Below are 19,906 nucleotides of genomic sequence, written 5' to 3'. Positions count from 1 at the left end.
GACAGCAGAACGGATGACGCACATGACAGCTACCGACGGCAGCGACCTCTGGCTCCGCCGGTTCCACCCGGCGCCGGCCGCCCCGGTCCGGCTGGTCTGCTTCCCGCACGCGGGCGGATCGGCGAGCTTCTACCACCCGGTCTCGGCCGCGCTCGCGAGCGACAGCGATGTGGTGGCACTCCAGTACCCCGGCCGCCAGGACCGGCGGAACGAACCGAACGTGGACGACATCGGCGTGCTGGCGGACCGGATAGCGCCCGTCGTGGCGCCCCTGTTCGACCGGCCCGTGGTGTTCTTCGGGCACAGCATGGGCGCGATCATCGCGTTCGAGGTCACCCGCAGGCTGGAGCGGAAAGGGCACACGCCCGCGATGCTGTTCGCCTCCGGCAGGCGGGCACCGTCGACGCGGCGCGTGGAGACCGTCCACCAGCGGGACGACGACGGTCTCCTGGCCGATGTGAAGGCCCTGAGCGGCACCGACGCGAAGGTGCTCGGCGACGAGGAACTGCTGCGCATGGTGTTGCCCGCCATCCGCAGCGACTATCGGGCCATCGAGACGTACGGCCCCGTGGACGCGACCGTCGACTGTCCGGTCACCGCCCTGGTGGGCGACGACGACCCGAAGTCGACGGTCCTGGAAGCCGACGCGTGGCGCGCGCACACCACGGCGGCGTTCCACCTGCGGGAGTTCCGAGGCGGCCACTTCTACCTCAGCTCCCGAGCGGCGGAGGTCATCGAGGTGATGCGTGAGGCGCTGCGCGGCGCCGTGGCCGTCAGGTAGGAGCAGGTGACGGGAGCGGGGGCTGGACGAATTCCTCGTCCAGCCCCCGCTCGGCATCAGAAACCCAGAGACCCGGAAACTGAGAGACTCAAAAACACAGCGGCCCAGAATTCCGAGAACCCGAGAATCCGAGAACCTCAGATGTAGCCCGCGCGCAGCGCGTACGCCACCGCGTGGGTCCGGTTGCGCAGATGGAGCCGCGAGGTCAGGTTCTGGAGGTCGTTCTTCACCGTCCGCTCGGAGTACGCGAGTTTGGCGGCGACCTCGGCGGTGTCGAGGCCTTCCGCCACCAGGCGGAGGATGTCGACCTCTCGCGGTGTCATCTCCGCGGGGGCGAGCCGCGTCGGACCTTGCGCGCTGCTCTGGAGCCGTCCCATCTGCGCGATGAGCCTGCCTAACAGATCGGGCGGCAGCTCGCCGTGGCCCTGGTGGGCGGCCAGGACGGCCCGCAGCAGCCGCGCCGGTGTGGCCTCCCGGCGCCGCACGATCGCGGTGACGCCGCAGCCCGCGACGTCCAGCACGTCCGCGCCGCGCATCCGGTCCACCACCAGGACCACCCGGACGTTCTCGGCGTGGACGAGTCTGCGCAGACTCACCAGGGTCGCCTCGTCCACGGTGCCGACGACGAGAAGGGCGACCTGGCCGCGATCCCGTCGGATGTCGTCCGCCACCACGATCTCCGCGCACTGCCGGAGCTGGCTCACCACCCCGGCCTGCGAGATCGGGTCCGACGCGTGCACGGTCACCAACACCGGCTGCGTCGTGGGAACGCTCTCAACGGTCGGCTGCATGGGCTAGAGCACCTCCATCTTCCACGGTGGTCCCGAGGCTCGACCGCGGTGGACACCGAGTCCGCCGCCCGCTCCTCCGCCTTCAGGTAAGCAGCTGCCGTGTTTCCGGACCAAGCGGCGCCACGTGTCGTTCCATGCCGGGCATGTGGTGTTCGGCACCAGGTTGGCGCGCGCCGCTCGCGTCCCGCTGACGTTCCGCTGACGTCCTGTCGCGTGGACTAGGGGGTGTGCCCCGGTGGGGCGCTCAGGCCGGTGACGCGTGCAGGGCGCGCCTTTCGGCCAGCAGCGCCGCCCGGCGGACCGTGGCGGGCGCCGCGGGCAGCAGCGGCAGCCGGACGGCGGCGCTGGGAATGCGACCCTGGGCGTGCAGCACGCCCTTGATCACCGTCGGGTTCGGTTCGGCGAAGAGGGCGGCGGAGAAGCGGGCGAGTTCGGCCCCCAGCTCACGGGCGGGTGCGGCGGCGCCGCGGCGCCACAGCGAGATCAGTTCGGCGTAGCCGGCGGTGCGCAGGTTCGCCGACGCGAGGATTCCGCCGTGCGCGCCCGCCGCGACGAGCGGCGAGATGACGACGTCGTCACCGCCGAGCACGGCGAAGCCGGGCGGCGGGCTGCCCAGCAGCTCCACCGTGGTCGCGTCGATCGCACCGGTCGCGTGCTTGACCCCGACGACCCCCGGCAGCCGGCCGAGCGCGGCGAGCGCGTCCGCGCTGAGCGTCTGCCCGCTGCGGTAGGGGATGTCGTACACGATCAGAGGCACGCCGCCGTCCTCGGCGAGGGCGGTGAAGTGCGCCAGCGTCCCGGCCTCGCCGGGCCGGACGTAGGGCGGCGCGGGGACGAGTGCCGCGGCCACGTCACCGGTGGCCGCGAGCTCGCGCAGCGACGCGATGGCGGCCGCGGTGTCACCGGTGCCGACCCCGACGATCAGAGGGGCGCCGTGCGCCCGGCAGGCGGCCGCGCAGACGCGCACCACGGTCCGCTTCTCCTCGGCGGTCAGCGTGGCCGCCTCCGCCGTCGTGCCGAGGGCGACGAGTCCGGAGGCGCCGGACGAGAGCGTCTCGTCGGCGAGGCGGGCGACGGCGTCGGGAGCGAGGCGCAGCTCGTCGGTGAACGGGGTCACCAAGGGGACGTACAGGCCGGTGAAGTTCGGTTCGGGCTTCATGGTGCAACCCTGGCGCACACCGACCCGGTAGATCCATTTCTGATTTCTACTTCTATACCTAAGCTGAGCTAATGCTTGATGTACGCCGTCTTCACCTGCTGCGCGAACTGGACCGGCGGGGCACGATCGCCGCCGTGGCCGAGGCGCTGACCTTCACCGCGTCGGCCGTCTCCCAACAGTTGGGTGTGTTGGAACGCGAGGCGGGCGTGCCCCTGCTGGAACGCAGCGGCAGGCGGGTGGTCCTCACCCCTGCGGGCCGCACCCTCGTCACCCACGCCGACGCCGTCCTCGAACGGCTCGAACTGGCGGTCTCCGAGCTGGCCAGTGCGCGCGAGGGCGTCGGCGGGCCGCTGCGCATCGGGACCTTCCCCTCCGGCGGGCACACCATCGTGGCCGCCGCCCTCGCCGAGCTGGCCCGACGGCACCCCGCCCTTGAGCCGATGGTGCGGGAGATCGACTCCGCGCGCGTCTCCGACGGACTGCGGGCCGGGGAACTCGACGTGGCCCTCGTCCACGACTACGACTTCGTCCCCGCGTCACCGGACGTCACGGTCGACGAGATTCCCCTGGTGGACGAGCCGATGTATCTCGTCACGCACGCCGGTGCCCCGGCCGGCGGCCGCGGCGCGACCCTGGCGGAACTGCTCGGCCCCTACGCCGAGGCCCCGTGGATCACCGCACGGGACGGCACCACGGGGCACGCCATGGCTGTGCGCGCCTGCCAGGCCGCCGGATTCCAGCCGCGGATCCGCCACCAGGTCAACGACTTCCGTACGGTCCTCGCCCTGGCCGCCACCGGCCAAGGCGCCGGATTCGTACCGGAGACGGCCACGACGCACGGCCCCTCAGGCGTGCTGCTGACCGAGTTGCCGCTGTTCCGCCGCTCGAAGGTCGCCTTCCGCGCGGGCGGCGGCAGCCACCCGGCGATCGCCGCGTTCGTGACCGCGGCGAGAGCGGTGGTGGGCGGCACCGCTGGAGAGCCGCAGGAGTAGGCTGATCGGCCATCAGGTCCCGCGAGAGGAGCCAACTGCCCATGCTGGACGGTCAGATGACGGCCGACGAGCCGCCCACGGTCACCGGGATCCGGCGACGCGCCGCGGAGCTGTTCGCCCGGTCCGGAGTCGACTTCGCCCCGCACGCGCACGAGCCCGTCATGGACTACGAGACCGCGGCTCAGGTCCGGGAGCGTTTCCACCTGACCGGCGCGGAGACCAAGTCGCTCTTCCTGCGCGGCAAGAGCGGACGGCACACGATGTTCGTCTCCGTCGAGGGCAGGCGCCTCGACACCGCCAAGGCGCGGGCGGCCCTGGGGGAGAAGTTCTCCATCGCCCCCGGGGCCGAGCTCAAGGCCGTGACGGGCTGTGAGCCCGGCTGCGCCGTTCCTTTCGGGCTCCCCCCGCAGGTCACCCTGCTGATCGACAGCGCGCTCGGGCACGAGCCGCGGCTGATCTTCTCGCCGGGCCCGCCGACCGAGACGATCGAGGTCAGCGCGACCGACTGGGTGGCACTCGTGTCGAAGACCGACAACCCCGTGGTCACCTACTGACCCCAGTCCCCGCGTCTCCTGAAAGCTTTCCGCACGCCTTCTGTGCGCCTTCCTGCGGTGGCTCGCCCCGCGTGTCCTCGCTTTCCGCGCGGTCGTTGAAGTACGCATGCCATCGAACGATGTGATCAAAGGACCACAGGCGGACCCCGCGCGGAGCGCGCCCCCCGGCGCCGCACCCCCTCCCCGCCCTCGCGGTGCGGGCGTCGATCCGGCGTCCTCGATCGCCGCGCGCGCGATGCCCGGGAGCGAGGGCGACACCGGTGCCGAGCGGCAGGTCTGCGCCTTCAACCGCTGGTGCACCGTCCTCTACTGACCGTGCTGTGACACGGGGCCGCACACCAGGTGAACGCCGTGGTGACCATCCCAAGATTCACTCGTTGGAAGGGGGGTGACACCCACTCGCCTACAGCCGTTGGAAGGCTTTGTGACCAATGTCCTCATCACGGCGACGTACGGCAGCACCACCCTCCAGGGGCACCCTGGAACGGACCGAGGCCACCCTGGTCGACCGGTACGCACACCTCGTGCGCCTGGCCTACCTCACGCTCCCTCCCGAACTCGGCAGACACCGCACGGTACTTGTCGCGCAGGCGCTGGTGCAGCGCGCCCTGCCGAGCCTGCCGCGCGTCCCCGCGGGCGCGCTCCTGCCCCGGCAGCGCACTGACGCCACGGCCGTCGAAGCCGAAGAGGACTGGCTGCGCGCCCGCGTCCTGCGGTCGGCGCTCGCCTACGACCGGCGTCCGCGCGGCTGGCCCGCCCGCGTGCCCCCGCCGCGCGCACTCCGCCCCCGCCTCCCGGTGGTGTGGGGGCTGCGGCTCTCGCCGCATGCGGGCGGCGCCGAAGAGATCGCGCTGAGCCGGGCGCTCGCCGCGGTGCCGCCCGCCGCACGCGCCGTCGTCGCGCTGCGCTGCGTCGACGACATGCCGGACGAGCGCGTACGCGAACTGCTCCTGACCGTGGGGGAGCAGGACCCGGACGCGGCCCTCGCCACCGCCGACGACCTGCGCGCCCACGCGGGAGCGGACGCGTCGGCCCTGCTGCGGTCCGCGGAGTTCGACGCCTGTTCCGTCCGCACCCGGCCGACCGACCTGCTGCGCCGCAGGCGCCGCGTACGGATCGCGGGCCTCGTCGCGGCGGTGACGGCGTGCGGCACCGTACTCACCGTCTCCTCCACCCCGACGGGCCCGCCCGACAGCTCACGGGCGCACCCGATGCGGGCCGCGCAGATCACCCCCGCCCAGCTCGTCCACACCCCCTCCGGCAGCTGGGCCGACACCGCGCGCGTCGACTTCACCGCCTGGCCCGCCCGAGGCGGGCGCACGGACGACGAGGCGCTGCTCGGCCGGGCCCTGGACACCTGGGCCGCGCCGCCTCCCGGCACCTCCGTGACGAGGACGAGGACCACCGGCCTGCTGCCGCCCACGCGCGGCGCCCAACTGCTGTACGCGGGCGACATCGACGGCCGTGCCGTGGTGCTTCTCCACGACAGCGACCGCGTCGTGCGGTACAGCGAACCACTCGGCTCCCCCGACCGCCCGGCCCTGGAGGTCGCGCGCACCGACGAGGCCGGAGTCACCACCGCGGCCGCCCTGGTCGTCGCCCGCCGCGACGGCGCCGTACGCTATCTCGCCGCACCCTGGATCGCCGACGCGCAGACCCGGGACCTGCTGCGCCCCGACACCCCCGGACGCCCGCTGCACACCACGAAGGACGGCATCACGGACCCCGTCGACGCGCCCGCGACCGCAGGCGCCTGCACGGGCCTGCCGGTGCTCCAACTCCGGTCGTCCGTACGGATCGTGGAGAAGCACGCCTTCCTCGTCACCGACCTCGGCGGACTCACCCCCGCCCACCTCACCCACACCCCGTCCCCGCACACCGGCGCCCCCGCGCGGCAGCCGCGCGAGGCCACGGGGCCCGCCGCGCTCACGGCCTGGGCCCGCACGGCGTGCGCCCTGCGCGGCCTGCGCGACCACGGCGTCCGCGCGGTGAACCAGTGGGACTTCGCGGAGCAGGACCTGCCCGAGCGCGGCGGCCGCGCCACCTGGTCCTGCACCCGTGTCTCCACCTGGGCCGGGCCCGGCGACATCCAGGTGCACCTGCGCCCGCCCGGGCGCTCCGCCACCACCCCGGCCCGCCTCGTGGCCCGTGACCGGTCCACCGCAGCGTGCAGCCGCTTCGGCCAGCACATCGTGGCAAGGACCGCATGGACGACGGCCGCCGGGCGCCGCTATCTGCTGGCGGCGGGCAGCAGGGACATCCGTGAACTCACCGTCACCGGAGACACCCGCGCCACCGAGGACGGCAACACCCTCGCCGTCCGCGTCCCCAAGGACGCGACCCTCTCCGTACGCGGCCGCACCGAGGACGGCGCGAACCTGCGGGCGGTGGGCGACACCCGGGAACCCTAGGGTGTGTCCGGCCGGGCGTGTCCGCGTAGCCTGACCCCGCCATCGCGAGGGCGCGGTGTGCCTGTGGGGGAGGGGCTTATGGATTCCCTTGGTTCCAGGGCCCGTTGGCTGGCTCCGCTGCTGGCAGTCGGGGCGCTGCTGCTCACCGGCACGGGCGCCGCCGTCGCGGATCCGGACCTGTCACCGGACCCGGTCCCGGGCGTCGAGAACCTCACCCCCCTGCCCGGGGCGCGGTACGCGCGGGCGCCGCTGGTCAGCGCGGACGGCACCACCGCGTACGTCGGCGCGATCGAGGCCACCGGCACCAAGCTGTACGTCGTCGACACCCAGACAGGGGAGGTCACCGCGGAGGTGCCCACCAGGGCCGGACGCTGGGCGGGGCCGATGGCGTTCGGTGCCCGCGGCAGACTGATCTACCTGGTCACCGAAGACACCCTGAACGTGATCGACACGGCCACCGACACCCTGCGCGCCAGCATCCCCGTCCCCGACCAGCCACGGCCCCCGGGCACCCGGCCCGGATCCCTTTCCCGCATGGCCATCAGCCCGGACGGGACGACGGTCTACCTCGACCAGAGCGGACCGCACGACAACGGCCCGAGCGCGGGCCCGTCCCGGCTCCTGGTGTTCTCCACGGCCCGGCGCGCGTTCACCGCCGCTGTCCCGCTGCCCGGCGAGAGCCCGCGCGACATCGTCGTACGGCCGAACGGCAGGGACGTGTACGTCGTCGGCGACGTCGGCCTGGTCCATCTGACCACCTCGGCGGGCGTCCCGAAGGTGGTGCGCACCATCGCGGCCACCGGCTTCGTCGACGAGCTGGCCCTCACCCCCGACGGCCGCCGCCTGTACGCGCTGAGCAAGCCGGACGGCCGCGCCGCCCTGGTCGGCCTCATGCGCGACGACGTCCTGGAAACCATCGACTTCCGGTCGGATTCCGCACCGGTCCTGAGCCCGGCCGTGAGCCAGGACGGCACGCGTCTGTACGTGCTCGTGGACGACCACAGGACCGCGCCGAAGGTGCTGTCCTACGACACGGCGACCAACACCCAGGTCACCGACGAGACGGTCACCGACTTCGCTGTGGAACGGGCGTCGGGCCTGACCGTGGGCCCCGACGGCGAAACGCTCTACCTCACGGGCACCCACTACGCCGACGACCCCGGCGTGTACCTCCAGATCGTCGGCTTCTGAGCCGGAAGCTCAGTCCAAGAGCTTCGCCACGATGCGGTCGAGCGCCTCGATGTCCTCACGGGGCAGGGCGAGCAAGGCGTCGGGCGGGGTGGTGATGATGGAGATGGCCAGCTCGGCCTTCGCCTGGCCGTCCTCGGTCAGGTGGACCAGCTTGGAGCGGCGGTCGGCCGGGTTGGTGATGCGCTCGGCCAGGCCGCGCCGTACGAGATCGTCGACGATGACCGTGGTGTAGGGCGGGTCGGAGCCCATCCGCTCGGCCAGTTCGCGCAGGCTCATCGGGCCCGCGGCGAGGCGGCGCAGCGCCCGGACGCGGCTGAAGCTCATGCCGAGGGCCTCGGAGACGGCCTTGCGCAGCTGGTAGCGCTCCAGCAGGAGCGTGTTCAGGCCCTGCCAGGCGCGGGCCGCCTTTCCGGCGATGTCGTCGTCCCCGGCGGGACCCTTGTCGGCGTGGCGCTCCATCAGGCGTTCAGTGGCTCCTTGGTCTCCTCTGCGGCGAACTGCCGCGCGGTGCGCCGCGCCGTTGCCCGGCCCCAGCGGCCGGTAGTGAGCGTACCCATGATCAGCACGGCGGCGCCGCAGCCGGCGACGATCCACCACGCGGTCCGGCCCGCGTCGATGAAGGCCGCCGTGTCCGTACGGGCCGCACCGGCCATGAGGGCGCCGATGACGGCCACGCCGAAGGTCTGGCCGATCTGCCGGCTGGTGGAGGCCACGGCCGCCGCGACACCCGCCTGTTCACGGGGCATCCCCGACACCGCGGTATGGGTGATGGGCGCGTTGACCAGGCCGAAGCCCGTACCGAAGAGCAGGTACGCGACGACGAGGACGGCCACCGGCAGGCGCTCGGAGTAGGTGAGCGCCTGCAGCACGGCGCTCGCGCACAGGGCAGCGCCGGCGAGCAGCAGCGGAGTGCGCGGCCCCCGCGAGGCCACGAGGCGGCCGGACAGCGGGGCGGCCAGCATCGCCATGACCGCCATGGGCAGCATGAAGAGCCCGGCGTGCAGGGCGTCGTACCGCCGTACGTCCTGCAGGTACAAGGAGCTGACGAACAGGAAGCCGCCCAGAGCGGCGAACACCACGACCGCGATGGCGACGGCTCCCGAGAACGGTGCGGAACGGAAGAAGCGCAGGTCGATGAGGGGGTCGGTGCGCCGCGGCTCGTACCACAGCAGGCCGAGCAGCGCGCACAGGGCCGCGGCCGCGCAGCCGACGACGAGGGGCGAGGCCCAGCCGAGGTGGGGCGACTCGATGATCGCGTACGTGAGCGCGGCGAGGAGTACGGCGATGAGGAGTTGGCCGACCGGATCCGCCCGGCGGGCCCGCGCGGCCCGGGACTCCGGGACGTACCTCCGGGTCAGGAACAGCGCGGCCAGGCCGATCGGCACGTTGAGCCAGAAGATCGACCGCCAGCCGACCGACTCCACGAGCGCTCCGCCGACGATCGGCCCCGCGGCCATGCTGATGCCCACGACGCCGCTCCAGGCGCCGATGGCACGGGCGCGTTGGCGGGCGTCGGTGAAGGTGTTGGTGATGATGGACATGGCGACGGGGTTCAGCATCGAGCCGCCGACCGCCTGGAGTATCCGCGCGACGACGAGCCAGCCGAGCCCGGGAGCGAGGCTGCACAGCAGGGATGCCGCGGTGAAGACGACGAGCCCCACCTGGAAGACCCGGCGGCGGCCCACGCGGTCGGCGGTCGACCCGGAGAGCATCAACAGGCTCGCGAGGACCAGCGTGTAGGCATCGACCGTCCATTGCAGCCCGGACACCGACGTGTCCAGGTCGCGCTGGATGGAGGGCAGAGCGACGTTGAGGATCGTGTTGTCGAGGCTGACGATCAGCAGGCTCATGCAGCAGATGGCGAGCACGAGCCAGGGCCGTCGAGGAAGGGCGTCCGGCATGACGAGGCTCCGATTTACTTGTGTCAGTGAAATCATTGTGAGCATACAAGTAAATGGGTGCGGTGTGGCGCCTTCTCGTCGTCCGCGCTCGCGCCCTGTGGGGCCTCGGCGTGGTGATGCTGCTCCAGGGCGAGCACGAGCGGGCGGCCCGGCCCGGCATCCGCTGCCTGGAGGACGCCACCCGCTTCGACCGGGCGGAGCAACGGCTCGCGGCGGTCTACCTGTTGGGCATCACCACGGACTTCCTGGCCGCGTCGGCGGCCGCCGAGGGCGCCGACGCCTACTGACCCGGCGGGACCGGCAGGCGCCGTCCGTCCGTGCCGTCGAACGTCCCGAGCGGCGATGTGGTGTGCAGGCCGTCGGGGTCGGTGACCCTGACCGCGATCGCATGGGCCCCGGAGCCGGTGGACCGGGCGTCGAAGGAGACGCCGGTGGCCGCCGCGCGCCCGTCGACGAGCCACGCCACGTCGGCGCCGGTGATCGGACCGTACTGCGGCGAACTGCCCTGCGCGTGCAGCAGCGGGCCGTCGGTGTCACCGGCCAGCACCTGCGGCGGACGCGGTGGCAGCGCGAACACCGGCGTCTGGACGTACGACGTGTGATAGCCGTTGGTCGCGATGACCTGCGCCACGCAGCGCCGGTGGCCCGGCATGGTGCGCAGGTCCAGGTCGAAGGCGGTACCGGTGAGGTTGACGCCGGGGCGGGGCGCGAAGGTGCCGTCGGCGTTGGTGAACCGCACGTAGTACGTGTATGCGGGGCGCGGCTCGGGTTCTCCGACGTCCAGGCGCTGCCAGCGCAGGTGGAGCACGCCGTCGGTGTCGATCTCCGGCGTGGACAGGGGCGCGCTCAGGGCGAACTGGGGCGGCCCGGACGGTACGACCATGGCACCCAGTTCGGTTCCGTCGCGGCGCAGGACGACGCGGTGGGCCCGGGGGGTGTAGGGCAGCCGGGCGCCGAACAGGGCCTCCTGCTGTTCGGGACTGTCGAAGACCACCGCCGTCGGCGAGCCGGCCAGGACCTGACCGGCCGCGTCCTCCACCGACACGGTGTACGTCGGTCCTGGGACGGTCCGGGGCGGGGACGGCTTGCGGAAGGTGCGCAGACCGGGCGACCAGCGCACGGTTCCGGAGCGGGTGATCCTCCCGCGCACCCGCACGTACTCGCCCGGGAACGGGCGGCTGGTGGAGGTGTGGACGGCGGGGACGGTGCCGTGGGCGGGGCCCTCGGGCGGTGCCGCTTCGGCCTGTTCGGCGCGTACGGACAGGGCGCTGAGCAGCCGTAGCCAGTGATAGCCGCTCATCCAGCGGGTGTTGAGGTCGCAGTAGCTCATCAGGTCACCGGTGGTGGCCGGGTGGACCCTGCGGGTCAGCGGTTCGACACCGACCTCGCCGATGCGGCCGTCGGGCGGGGTGAACTCCTCGTCGACGTTCTCCGGGCCGCCGCACGGAGCGTGCCGCAGGCCCATGAGGTGGCCCACCTCGTGGGCGAAGGTGGTCACGCGCTCGTACCCGAACGCCACGTGGTCGTCGTACCGCGCCTTGCCGCCGACGCTCATGGGCACGGCGAGGTCGAGCATCGCGTACAGCAGTTGGTCGTCGTTGCCGTGGTCCTCCTGGATGTCTTCCAGGTCGTCGATGAAGTCGCCTTGCTCGCCTTCGTCGGTCAGGTCGCGCGTGGTGTGGATCTCCGTGAGACCAGGAACCGTGTAGTAGACGACCCCGCCCGTGTCGGCGATGGGATAGCGCAGCGGCAGCGTGTCGGCGACGGCCCGGTAGCGTGCCGCGCTGATCGCCGGGACCGTCGGGGTCGACACCCGCACCATCCAGATGGTCACCGGCCGCGTCGCGCGGAAGTCGGCCGTCACCTCCATGGGGTTGCTCATGGTGCCCGCGACCTCGGCCTGGACCAGGATCTTGGCCGTCCCGGCGGTCACCCGGTCGGCGGGGATGAGGAAGTTCAGGGTGTGCCCGATCTGCCCCCGGTCGACGAGTGCGCTGGGCCGGGCCGTGATCGGGTTGAGGGAAGGGACGGTGAACGAGCCGCCGTTGAGGCTCAGCGTCCCGACCACTCCGTCGACCGTGCCGCCGCCCTCGCGCGGATCGATGCCGGAGTCGAGGTAGACCCGGACCAGCGTGGCCTTGCCCGCCGCCAGCGCGTGCGGGGTGCCGCCCGCGGGCGGGGTGAAGTGCTGGGTGGCCTGGGTGACTTCGACGCCGGTGATCTCCAGGTTCGGCGTGGCGTCGGGCGGCAGCAGCTCGCTGCTCATCGTGACCAGGAAGCCGTTGTGCGTCTGGTCGGTCTGGGTGGGCCCGATGACGTGGCGCCCCAGGGTGTCGAGGTCGCCGGGGTCGATGGTGATCATGGCGCGGCCGAGGTGGTTCTCGTAGGCGCCGCCGCTCGGCCAGGCCTCGTCGTCGTGGGTGTACGCCTCGACCCAGATCCGGGTCGGCCCGCCCACGGCAAGGGTGGTCACGGGGGAGGGGGTGGCGCTGGCGAGCGGGAAGAGCGCCTCGTCGAAGACGCGGTCACCGTTGTTGTTCCAGCGCAGGAGTTCCCGGTCGATCGCCTCGGCGTCGCCCTGGGCCGGGGCGAAGGCGCGGACGTAGAACCCCATGTGGGTGAAGTCGCTGTTCTCGTCGTCGAAGACCACCACGTCCCGGAAGACGAGCCGTACGTGCCGGAATCCGCGGGGCGGCACGGTTTCGAGCAGGCCGGTGACGGCGTACCCGGTGTGGCCGTTGTCGGTGGTGGTGGGGCCGAGCAGCACCTGGCCGAGCTGGCTCGGCTCGCGGGTGTCGAAGACCACCTCCGCCTCGCCGAGGAAGTTCTCGTGGTGGCCTTCGTCGGGCCAGCGTTCGTCGTTGTCCGTGTACGCCTTGACGTTGAGGCGGCCGATGCCGCCCGGGACGCCGCCGATGTCGAAGACCAGGACGCTGGGGTACTCCTGGTCGCCGTCCAGCGGGTACTGGAAGTTGTCCTCGACCTCGCCGTTGCGTCTGTTCCAGCGGAATTCGTCGACCTGGTTCCCGGAGTTGTCCAGGACCCTGACGTACAGCCCCAGACGGGTCGAGCCCGCCTCTTCTTCCTCGAAGAGGTAGAGGGTGTTGAGCGTGAGACGCATGAGTGTCATGTGCGGCACCTCTGTCGATGAGCTTCCTCAACGCGCCCGCGTCTGCAGTGGCGCGGGGATGCCGACTATGTCGAGGTGCACGGCGAAAAGGCCAGCGGTCGTTCCGCCCAGCGGAACACCGCGGTCGGGCCGCGGGCTACTTACTCCTCCGCGGCGAGGCGGGCCTCGAAGCCGTCCAGGATGGCGCGGAGGCCGAACGCGAAGCTGTCATCGGGCGCGGCGGTGTACTGCGCGGCGGAGACGGTGCCGAGGCGTGCGCGCAGGCGCGGGTAGGCCTCGGCGACTTCGGCGGCCTGGGCCATGGCGTCGGCCATCCGCTGCTCGGCGTCGGCCCCGTTCTTGCCGAGGCGGCGCTTCAGGGAGACCTCCGCGGCGGGCCCGAGCGCGCTGCCGAGGACGAAGATGAACACCGTGGCGGCGGCCCGGTCCGCGTCGGCGGGGGTGAAGCCCGCCTTCTCGTAGACGGCGAGGCTGAGGTCGTCGAAGCGCGCCTGGCCCGGGCCGTGCATGAGGTGGCTGCCGAACGCCTGGCCCAGCCAGGGGTGCCGGGTGAGCATCGCGTGCATGGCGGTGGCCTGGGCGGCGGCGGCCGTGCGCCAGTCCGTGGCGTCGAGGTCCGGCCGCTCGACCTCCAGCCAGACCGCGTCGCTGGCGAGCCGGACCAGCTCGTCCTTGGTCTTGATGTGCCAGTAGACGGCGGTGGCGGCCGAGCCTAGCCGGGCGGCCAGGCTGCGCATGTTCAGGCCGTCGAGGCCCTCCTCGTCAAGGAGCTCGATGGCCGCACGGACGATCCGGTCTGCGGTGAGCGTGTCTCGCACCATGGCCACCACCCTACTTGTACTTAGTTCATGCCCGCCCTTGCACTTAGTTCGAGTGGCGGTCTACGCTTCACTCGTACTTAGTTCAAGTGCTCGAAGGGGGAGCGATGTCGCAGCAGGAGCTGGCGGAAGCGGTCGAGGCGCGGGCCACGGAGTTCGGGGTTCCCGGGATGTCCGTGGGGATCCTGGTGGACGGTCAGGAGATCTTCGCGTCGCACGGCGTGACGAGCCTCGCCGACCCGACGCCGGTCGACGAGAAGACGCTGTTCCACCTGGCGTCGGTGTCCAAGACGTTCACCGCGACCGCGCTGATGCGCCTGGTGGCCGAGGGGAAGGTCGACCTGGACGCGCCGGTGCGGCGCTACGTCCCCGAACTGCGGCTCGCCGACGAGGAGGCGGTGGAGCGGATCACCGTCCTGAACCTGCTCAACCACACCGCGGGCCTGGACTGGAACCTGATCGACGACGGCCGGGGCGACCGCTCCCTCGCCGGGCTCGTGGCGAAGCTGCACGAGCTGCCGCTGATCGCGCCGCCCGGCACCCGCGCCTCGTACAGCCAGGCCGGGTACAACCTGGTCGGGCGGATCATCGAGAAGGTCACGGACCTTCCCTTCGAGCAGGCCGTGGCCTCGCTGGTCCTGGAGCCGGTGGGCCTGTCGGACACCGTGTACGGACTGGCCGAGGTGATGGTCCGCAAGTTCGCGGTGGGCTACAACCGCGGCGACGACGGGGCGTTGGAGCCGGCCCGGCCGTGGGGAGCCTTCAAGGAGGGCGCGCGGGCCGACAACCCCGGCGGCGGCCTCGCCTCGTCGGCGAGCGACCTGCTGCGCTGGGCGCGGTTCCTACTCGGCGACGGCAAGGGCGTGTTGCCCGCCGAGGCGCTGCACCGCATGCGGGAGCGGACGGTGGAGCTGCGCTCCAGCTCGCTCGGCGACGGCTTCGGCATCTGCTGGTTCCTGCACGACCTGGACGGCGTCCAGGGCATCGGCCACGGCGGCTCGGGCACCGGCCAGTTCGCCGAACTGCTCATCGTCCCGGAGCGGAACTTCGCGGTGGTCGCCCTGTCGAACGTCGGCCCGGACGGCTACACCTGCAACCAGTCCGTGCTGAAGTGGGCCCTTCGGCGCTACCTCGGCGTCGTCGAGAAGGAGCCGGAGCCGGTCCCGTACGACGAGGCGCTGGCTCGGCAGGTCACCGGCCGCTACGACATCGACGCCATGAACGTCGACATCGCCACCGACGGCACCCGCCTCACCCTGGCCGTCGAGATCAAGCCGGAGATCCGCGAGGCCTCGGACGAGGAGATGCCCCCCGGCTACCCGCCCGCGACCATCGCCTTCCTGCCCGGCGACGGCGACGAGTACCTCGTCCTGGAAGGCGGCCTCAAGGGCGAGCGCGGCTACTTCTCCCGCGACCCCCACGGCACGGTCACCGGCATCGACCTCGGCGGCCGCCTCTTCGGCCGGGTGCGGCGGGACTCCTGACCGGTCGGCGCGCCGGTCGGTGCCCTCGCCGCCAAGAGACGCAGCCGCTCAGGGCTGCTCCAAGTAGCCCGCCAGCGCGCCGCGGCTGCGTTGGAGGCCGTCGATGCGCTTGTCCATGGCCGCCAGCTCCCGGTCGAGGAGCGCCCGCAGGTCCGCGCACCAGTCGAAGCCGGGCTGCTGCTCGCCCCGGGTGCAGGGCAGCACCACGCGGATGACCTCGGTGGTCAGGCCCGCGTTCAGCAGGGCCCGCACCTTGCGCACGGTCACCACCGCGTCCTCGGCGTACTCGCGGTAGCCGTTCGGGCCACGCTCCGCCTCAAGGAGGCCCTGGGCCTCGTAGTACCGCAACAGCCTCGTGCTGACCCCGGTACGCCGGGACAACTCCCCGATCAGCATCTGCTCCCGCCTCGTCCGTGCTTGACCTTGTCACCGATGTGAAGGCTTAACGTCGCCCCGTGGCCAGGCATTCCACGCCTGGCGATCCACGTCACGGGAGCATGCCATGACCTCTTTCGCCACTCACATCGACGGCCGCCCGGCCACCGCCGAAGAGCTGGCGCCGCTCGCCTTCGCGGGCTTCGCCCACTTCACCGCCGCGCAGGTGCGCGACGGCCGGGTGCGCGGACTCGACCTCCACCTACGACGGCTGCGGCTCGCCTCCGAGGAACTGTTCGGCCGCGCGCTGCCCGACGACCGGGTGCGTGCCCTGCTGCGGGCGGCGATCGAGGACGGGCCGCAGGACCACTCGCTGACGGCGACGGTGTACTCGCGGGCGGGCGAGTTCACCGCCGCCGGGACGGACACGGAGCCCGCCGTCCTCGTCCGTACCGGACCGGCGTCCTCGGGCCCCGAGGGCCCGCTGTCCCTCGCCACCGTCGAGCACGAGCGGGACCTCCCCGCCGTGAAGCACGTGGGCGAGGTGGCCAAGACGCGCCTCCTGCGGCAGGCCGTCGCGCGGGGCTTCGACGACGCCGCCTTCGTCGACCGCCGGGGGCGGCTCAGCGAGGCGACCATCTGGAACCTGGCGTTCTGGGACGGCTCCGCCGTGGTCTGGCCCGTCGCCGACGTCCTCGCGGGCACCACCATGAGCATCGTCCGGCGCCAACTGGACCGCCTCGGCGTCCCCCAGCACGAGCGGGAGGTCACCCCCGCCGACCTGCCGACGCTCTCCGGGGCCGTCGTCATGAACTCCTGGACACCCGGCATCCCGGTCCACCGCATCGGCTCCACCCCGCTCCCCGAGGCCCCGCCCTTCCTGGACCTGCTGCACAAGGCGTACGAGGCGGAACCGCTGGTGCGTCCCTAGCCGCCCGCCTCACCGAAGCGACAGCGGCCGCCGGCCGGCGTGCCCGGCCTGGGCGCGGGCAGGTCGCTGCGCCGAAAGGAGGGCCGCCCCGTGGCCCGGTGTGTCCCGGCGAGCCGGACGCGCCGGGCCGGACCATCGTGGCCCCATGCCGAAACACTTCGCCCTCACCGCGTCGGTACTCGCCCTGACCGCCACGGCGGCACTCGCGGGGCCCGCGTCCGCCCACTCGACCGGCCTGCGCAGCTACGACTGCTCGGCCCTCTGGGACGTCAAGCGGACGTTCTACTCGACCTCGTGCTGGGTCGCCGAGGGCCCGGAGCCGCTGAAGTTCTTCCGCGCCGTCGCGCACTGCACGAATGGCACCGCCTACGGCGAGTGGGCCCCGACGTACAACGCCACCAACAAGCGTGGCTCCACGGCCCGCTGCGCGCCCGGCGCCACGTGGACGTCCTTCGACACCGAGTGGAGGAACCAGTGACGACCCAGCGGCGGAACGGCCGGCACCGCCGCGGCCGTTGAAGGCGGCACCCGGCGCGTTCCGCGGAGAGCCTGGTATGACTGGGGCATGCAGGAAGAGACCGCGCGATCCGCGATCGACACGTTCATCTCCGCCTTCAACGCCTCGCACGACAGCTACGTGACCACGCTGCTCGCCCAGGCCCTGACCTCGGACGTGGTCTTCTGGGGGCCGTTGGGCCGCAGCGAGGGGATCGAGGCGGTCGAGCGGTTCGTCCTCGACATCCGGCGGCACCCGGCGGGGACCGGCACGATGGTGCGCTGCTCCGCGGTGGACATGCCGGATGAATGGGCCCGGTACGAGTGGGTCTTCACCACGCCGGACGAAGGCCCACGCCTCGCGGGCACGGACGTCGTGCACCTCCGCCGCAGCCTCATCGACCAGATCATCGTCTTCGCGGGCGAGATCAAGCCGACCTAGCCGACCCGGCCGACCTCGTCCCGCTCGTGGACGTGGAAGCCCCGGCCGGACTTCCGGCCCAGGAGCCCCGCCTCCACCATGCGCTGGAGCAGTGGCGGCGGTGCGTACAGCGGCTCCCGGAACTCGTCGTAGAGGGACTCGGCGATCGACGCGACGGTGTCCAGGCCGATCAGGTCCGCGAGCTTCAGCGGGCCCATGGGGTGGGCGCAGCCCAGCTCCATGCCCGCGTCGATGTCCGCGGCCGTGGCGAAGCCGGACTCCGCCATCCGGACCGCGGCCAGCAGATAGGGGATGAGCAGCGCGTTGACGACGAAGCCCGCCCGGTCCTGGGAGCGGATCACCGTCTTGCCGAGCGCGCGGGCCGCGAAGTCCTCCGCCGCGGCGACCGTCGCGGCCGAGGTGTGCAGCGAGGTCACGACCTCCACCAGCGGCAGCACCGGGACGGGGTTGAAGAAGTGCAGGCCCACGACCCGGTCCGCCCGGCCGGTCGCCATGCCGAGGCGGGTGATCGGCAGGGAGGAGGTGTTGGTGGCGAGGACGGCGGCCGGATCCTCGACGAGCTTGTCGAGGGCGGTGAAGACCTCGGTCTTGGCGTCCGGGTTCTCCACCACGGCCTCGATGACGAGCTGCCGGTCGGCCAGGTCCTCCAGACTGCCGGTGAACACCGTGCGGTCGAGCGCCTCCCTCGCCGCCGCGCGCTCCAGCTTGCCGCGCCGCACCGCGCGGTCGAGGGACGCCGCGACCCGGTCCCGGGCGGCGCGGGCCGCGACTGCGTCCACCTCGCAGACCACCGTGTCCAGGCCCGCCCGCGCGCACACCTCGGCGATGCCCGCGCCCATCTGCCCGCCGCCGACCACGCCGACGCGCCGGATGCCGCCGCTCATGCCCCGGCCTCCGTCCGTCGCACCAGGTGACGCGCGTACGCGTCCGGAGTGAAGAACTGCGGCAACTCGACGGACAGCGTGGTCCGTTCGAAGAGCGCGCGGATCTCGTCGAGGGGCGCCCACGGGTACGCGCCGCCGAGCGCCGCGACCTCGTCGTCGAGCAGCCTCAGGACCGTCTCCTTGTCGATCACCTGGTGCCGCAGCCACTGCCAGACCTGGGTCCGGGCGATCTCGGCGCTGGCCGTGTCCTCCAGGAGGCCGTCCACGGCCACGGAGCCCTCGCCGCGCAGCCAGGCGGCGAAGTAGCGCAGCGCGACGGCGATGTTGGCGCGCACGCCCTCCGGCGTGGGCGGGCCGCTGACGCGCCGCACCGAAAGGAGGTCGGCGGCGGTGACCGCCACGTCGTCGCGCCTGCGGTCGATCTGGTGCGGGCGCTCGCCGAGGACGCCGTCGAACACCGCGCGGCACGTGGACACGAGGCCGGGGTGGGCGACCCAGGAGCCGTCGAAGCCGCTCTCGGCCTCCCGCTCCTTGTCGAGGCGCACGGTGGCGAGGGCCGCCTCCCGGGCGGCCGGGTCCCGGCCCGGCACCTGGGCCGCCATGCCGCCGACGGCGTGGGCGCCCCGCCGGTGGCAGGTGCGCACCAGGAGGTCGGTGTACGCCCGCATGAAGGGGGCGGTCATGGTGACCTTGGCGCGGTCGGGCAGCAGGAAGTCGGTGCGGTGGCCGAACGTCTTGAGCAGGCTGAACAGATAGTCGCAGCGGCCCGCGGTGAGCCCGGCCGCGTGCTCGCGCAGTTCGTGGAGGATCTCCTCCATCTCGAACGCGGCGGTGATCGTCTCGATCAGGACGGTGGCGCGGACCGTCCCCCGGGGAATGCCGAGGAGTTCCTGGGCGAGCAGGAACACGTCGTTCCACAGCCGTGCCTCGTAGCGGTCCTCCAGCTTGGGCAGCGAGAAGTACGGGCCGTGGCCCGCGGCGAGCTGCGGCCGCGCGCAGTGGAAGAAGTACAGGCCGAAGTCGACGAGCGCGGCGGGCACGGGCCGGCCCGCGTGCTCCAGGTGCGCCTCGTCCAGATGCAGGCCGCGCGGCCGGACCACGAGGGTGGTGCGCCGCTCGACGACGTCACGCAGCACGAGTTGGCCGCCGACGACGTTGTCCCAGGTCGGCGAGGTGGCGTCCTCGAAGTCGGCCACCCACACCTGTGCACCGGAGTTGAGCGCGGCGACGGCCGTGCGGCGCTCCGGCGGGCCGGTGATCTCCACGCGGCGGTCGGTGAGGCCGGGGGCGGGCGGTGCCACGCGCCAGGTCGGGTCGGCGCGGACGGCGGCGGTCGCCAGCGGGAAGTCGAGCGGGGAGCCGGCCGCCAGGCGCAGGGCCTGGCGGCGGCGCTCCTTGAGGAGCTCCTGTCGCCGCTCGCCGAACGCGGCGGCGAGACGGCCGACGAAGTCCAGCGCGGCGGGGGTGAGGATCTCGTCGTGCCGGTCGCCGAAGGGCGCGCGGACGCGGACGCCATGGGCGAGGGTGCTGATGGCCATCGGACTCTCCTGAGCTGCGTCGGGAGCGC

At 72.6% G+C, this 19,906-nt stretch carries 20 protein-coding genes; 11 read left to right on the top strand and 9 right to left on the bottom strand.

Going from position 1 to position 19,906, the window contains the following annotated elements; translation table 11 throughout:
- The first annotated feature begins 22 nt into the window (after nt 1–22).
- Nucleotides 23–781 (top strand): thioesterase II family protein, encoded by a 759-nt coding sequence (locus CP982_RS04450; RefSeq protein ID WP_372503328.1) that lies wholly within the window; start codon nt 23–25, stop codon nt 779–781.
- A 137-nt stretch (nt 782–918) separates the two neighbouring features.
- Here the strand turns inward: CP982_RS04450 and CP982_RS04445 are convergent, their stop codons facing one another.
- Complete coding sequence (locus CP982_RS04445) at nt 919–1,572, bottom strand: helix-turn-helix transcriptional regulator (protein ID WP_150509269.1); 654 nt, start codon at nt 1,570–1,572, stop codon at nt 919–921.
- A gap of 244 nt (nt 1,573–1,816) precedes the next feature.
- Nucleotides 1,817–2,731 (bottom strand): dihydrodipicolinate synthase family protein, encoded by a 915-nt coding sequence (locus CP982_RS04440; RefSeq protein WP_150509268.1) that lies wholly within the window; start codon nt 2,729–2,731, stop codon nt 1,817–1,819.
- Between the two features lie 71 nt (nt 2,732–2,802).
- Here CP982_RS04440 and CP982_RS04435 point away from each other — a divergent pair, with 71 nt between their 5' ends.
- The 5 genes from CP982_RS04435 to CP982_RS04415 all read left to right on the top strand — a co-directional run bounded on the left by CP982_RS04435 (nt 2,803) and on the right by CP982_RS04415 (nt 7,879).
- Nucleotides 2,803–3,723, top strand: a complete 921-nt coding sequence (locus CP982_RS04435) for a LysR family transcriptional regulator (RefSeq protein WP_150509267.1) — start codon at nt 2,803–2,805, stop codon at nt 3,721–3,723.
- A gap of 41 nt (nt 3,724–3,764) precedes the next feature.
- A complete protein-coding gene (locus tag CP982_RS04430) occupies nt 3,765–4,277 on the top strand; it encodes a YbaK/EbsC family protein (RefSeq protein WP_150509266.1) in 513 nt (170 codons plus the stop codon).
- Nucleotides 4,278–4,383: 106 nt separating this feature from the next.
- Nucleotides 4,384–4,590 (top strand): hypothetical protein, encoded by a 207-nt coding sequence (locus tag CP982_RS04425; protein ID WP_150509265.1) that lies wholly within the window; start codon nt 4,384–4,386, stop codon nt 4,588–4,590.
- Nucleotides 4,591–4,708: 118 nt separating this feature from the next.
- On the top strand, nt 4,709–6,688 hold the full coding sequence (locus tag CP982_RS04420) for a hypothetical protein (protein ID WP_150509264.1): 1,980 nt from the start codon (nt 4,709–4,711) through the stop codon (nt 6,686–6,688).
- A 78-nt stretch (nt 6,689–6,766) separates the two neighbouring features.
- Nucleotides 6,767–7,879 (top strand): YncE family protein, encoded by a 1,113-nt coding sequence (locus tag CP982_RS04415; RefSeq protein ID WP_150509263.1) that lies wholly within the window; start codon nt 6,767–6,769, stop codon nt 7,877–7,879.
- A gap of 9 nt (nt 7,880–7,888) precedes the next feature.
- Here CP982_RS04415 and CP982_RS04410 read toward each other — a convergent pair whose 3' ends face one another.
- A complete protein-coding gene (locus CP982_RS04410; RefSeq protein WP_150509262.1) occupies nt 7,889–8,338 on the bottom strand; it encodes a MarR family winged helix-turn-helix transcriptional regulator in 450 nt (149 codons plus the stop codon).
- Nucleotides 8,338–9,780, bottom strand: coding sequence for an MFS transporter (locus CP982_RS04405; RefSeq protein WP_150509261.1), 1,443 nt, complete (start codon nt 9,778–9,780; stop codon nt 8,338–8,340). Before CP982_RS04405 ends, CP982_RS04410 begins: the two co-directional genes overlap by 1 nt.
- 53 nt (nt 9,781–9,833) lie before the next feature.
- Here CP982_RS04405 and CP982_RS04400 point away from each other — a divergent pair, with 53 nt between their 5' ends.
- Complete coding sequence (locus CP982_RS04400) at nt 9,834–10,067, top strand: hypothetical protein (RefSeq protein ID WP_150509260.1); 234 nt, start codon at nt 9,834–9,836, stop codon at nt 10,065–10,067.
- On the opposite strand, the gene CP982_RS04395 is transcribed toward CP982_RS04400, so the two are convergent.
- Nucleotides 10,061–12,910 carry a hypothetical protein gene (locus CP982_RS04395; RefSeq protein WP_150509259.1) on the bottom strand — a complete coding sequence of 950 codons (2,850 nt, stop codon included), beginning with the start codon at nt 12,908–12,910 and terminating at the stop codon, nt 10,061–10,063. The genes CP982_RS04400 and CP982_RS04395 overlap by 7 nt on opposite strands.
- Before the next feature lie 140 nt (nt 12,911–13,050).
- Nucleotides 13,051–13,731: a TetR/AcrR family transcriptional regulator C-terminal domain-containing protein gene (locus CP982_RS04390; protein WP_150509258.1), complete on the bottom strand. Its 681-nt coding sequence runs from the start codon at nt 13,729–13,731 to the stop codon at nt 13,051–13,053.
- 104 nt (nt 13,732–13,835) lie between these two features.
- Between CP982_RS04390 and CP982_RS04385 the strand changes: the two genes are divergently transcribed.
- Nucleotides 13,836–15,212 (top strand): serine hydrolase domain-containing protein, encoded by a 1,377-nt coding sequence (locus CP982_RS04385; protein WP_150509257.1) that lies wholly within the window; start codon nt 13,836–13,838, stop codon nt 15,210–15,212.
- A gap of 48 nt (nt 15,213–15,260) precedes the next feature.
- Here CP982_RS04385 and CP982_RS04380 read toward each other — a convergent pair whose 3' ends face one another.
- A complete protein-coding gene (locus CP982_RS04380) occupies nt 15,261–15,608 on the bottom strand; it encodes a MerR family transcriptional regulator (protein WP_150509256.1) in 348 nt (115 codons plus the stop codon).
- 106 nt (nt 15,609–15,714) lie between these two features.
- Here CP982_RS04380 and CP982_RS04375 point away from each other — a divergent pair, with 106 nt between their 5' ends.
- The 3 genes from CP982_RS04375 (at nt 15,715) to CP982_RS04365 (ending at nt 17,455) form a co-directional block, all read left to right on the top strand.
- Nucleotides 15,715–16,518 carry an aminotransferase class IV family protein gene (locus CP982_RS04375; protein ID WP_150509255.1) on the top strand — a complete coding sequence of 268 codons (804 nt, stop codon included), beginning with the start codon at nt 15,715–15,717 and terminating at the stop codon, nt 16,516–16,518.
- Between the two features lie 145 nt (nt 16,519–16,663).
- On the top strand, nt 16,664–16,996 hold the full coding sequence (locus CP982_RS04370) for a hypothetical protein (protein ID WP_150509254.1): 333 nt from the start codon (nt 16,664–16,666) through the stop codon (nt 16,994–16,996).
- Between the two features lie 87 nt (nt 16,997–17,083).
- Complete coding sequence (locus tag CP982_RS04365; RefSeq protein ID WP_150509253.1) at nt 17,084–17,455, top strand: nuclear transport factor 2 family protein; 372 nt, start codon at nt 17,084–17,086, stop codon at nt 17,453–17,455.
- On the opposite strand, the gene CP982_RS04360 is transcribed toward CP982_RS04365, so the two are convergent.
- A complete protein-coding gene (locus CP982_RS04360; RefSeq protein ID WP_150509252.1) occupies nt 17,452–18,339 on the bottom strand; it encodes a 3-hydroxybutyryl-CoA dehydrogenase in 888 nt (295 codons plus the stop codon). The genes CP982_RS04365 and CP982_RS04360 overlap by 4 nt on opposite strands.
- Nucleotides 18,336–19,877 (bottom strand): malate synthase A, encoded by a 1,542-nt coding sequence (aceB, locus tag CP982_RS04355; RefSeq protein ID WP_150509251.1) that lies wholly within the window; start codon nt 19,875–19,877, stop codon nt 18,336–18,338. The genes CP982_RS04360 and aceB overlap by 4 nt, the downstream gene beginning before the upstream one ends.
- Nucleotides 19,878–19,906 lie beyond the last annotated feature (29 nt).

It is taken from the genome of Streptomyces spectabilis (assembly GCF_008704795.1).
Classification (GTDB): Bacteria; Actinomycetota; Actinomycetes; order Streptomycetales; family Streptomycetaceae; genus Streptomyces; species Streptomyces spectabilis.
This window is presented reverse-complemented; position numbering and strand designations above follow the sequence as displayed.

Bases quoted from the DNA above. Each gene is read 5' to 3' on its own strand.
- CP982_RS04450 (WP_372503328.1), top strand. From the start codon at position 23: ATGACAGCTACCGACGGCAGCGACCTCTGGCTCCGCCGGTTCCACCCG.
- CP982_RS04445 (WP_150509269.1), bottom strand. From the start codon at position 1,572: ATGCAGCCGACCGTTGAGAGCGTTCCCACGACGCAGCCGGTGTTGGTG.
- CP982_RS04440 (WP_150509268.1), bottom strand. From the start codon at position 2,731: ATGAAGCCCGAACCGAACTTCACCGGCCTGTACGTCCCCTTGGTGACC.
- CP982_RS04435 (WP_150509267.1), top strand. From the start codon at position 2,803: ATGCTTGATGTACGCCGTCTTCACCTGCTGCGCGAACTGGACCGGCGG.
- CP982_RS04430 (WP_150509266.1), top strand. From the start codon at position 3,765: ATGCTGGACGGTCAGATGACGGCCGACGAGCCGCCCACGGTCACCGGG.
- CP982_RS04425 (WP_150509265.1), top strand. From the start codon at position 4,384: ATGCCATCGAACGATGTGATCAAAGGACCACAGGCGGACCCCGCGCGG.
- CP982_RS04420 (WP_150509264.1), top strand. From the start codon at position 4,709: ATGTCCTCATCACGGCGACGTACGGCAGCACCACCCTCCAGGGGCACC.
- CP982_RS04415 (WP_150509263.1), top strand. From the start codon at position 6,767: ATGGATTCCCTTGGTTCCAGGGCCCGTTGGCTGGCTCCGCTGCTGGCA.
- CP982_RS04410 (WP_150509262.1), bottom strand. From the start codon at position 8,338: ATGGAGCGCCACGCCGACAAGGGTCCCGCCGGGGACGACGACATCGCC.
- CP982_RS04405 (WP_150509261.1), bottom strand. From the start codon at position 9,780: ATGCCGGACGCCCTTCCTCGACGGCCCTGGCTCGTGCTCGCCATCTGC.
- CP982_RS04400 (WP_150509260.1), top strand. From the start codon at position 9,834: ATGGGTGCGGTGTGGCGCCTTCTCGTCGTCCGCGCTCGCGCCCTGTGG.
- CP982_RS04395 (WP_150509259.1), bottom strand. From the start codon at position 12,910: ATGACACTCATGCGTCTCACGCTCAACACCCTCTACCTCTTCGAGGAA.
- CP982_RS04390 (WP_150509258.1), bottom strand. From the start codon at position 13,731: ATGGTGCGAGACACGCTCACCGCAGACCGGATCGTCCGTGCGGCCATC.
- CP982_RS04385 (WP_150509257.1), top strand. From the start codon at position 13,836: ATGTCGCAGCAGGAGCTGGCGGAAGCGGTCGAGGCGCGGGCCACGGAG.
- CP982_RS04380 (WP_150509256.1), bottom strand. From the start codon at position 15,608: ATGCTGATCGGGGAGTTGTCCCGGCGTACCGGGGTCAGCACGAGGCTG.
- CP982_RS04375 (WP_150509255.1), top strand. From the start codon at position 15,715: ATGACCTCTTTCGCCACTCACATCGACGGCCGCCCGGCCACCGCCGAA.
- CP982_RS04370 (WP_150509254.1), top strand. From the start codon at position 16,664: ATGCCGAAACACTTCGCCCTCACCGCGTCGGTACTCGCCCTGACCGCC.
- CP982_RS04365 (WP_150509253.1), top strand. From the start codon at position 17,084: ATGCAGGAAGAGACCGCGCGATCCGCGATCGACACGTTCATCTCCGCC.
- CP982_RS04360 (WP_150509252.1), bottom strand. From the start codon at position 18,339: ATGAGCGGCGGCATCCGGCGCGTCGGCGTGGTCGGCGGCGGGCAGATG.
- aceB (WP_150509251.1), bottom strand. From the start codon at position 19,877: ATGGCCATCAGCACCCTCGCCCATGGCGTCCGCGTCCGCGCGCCCTTC.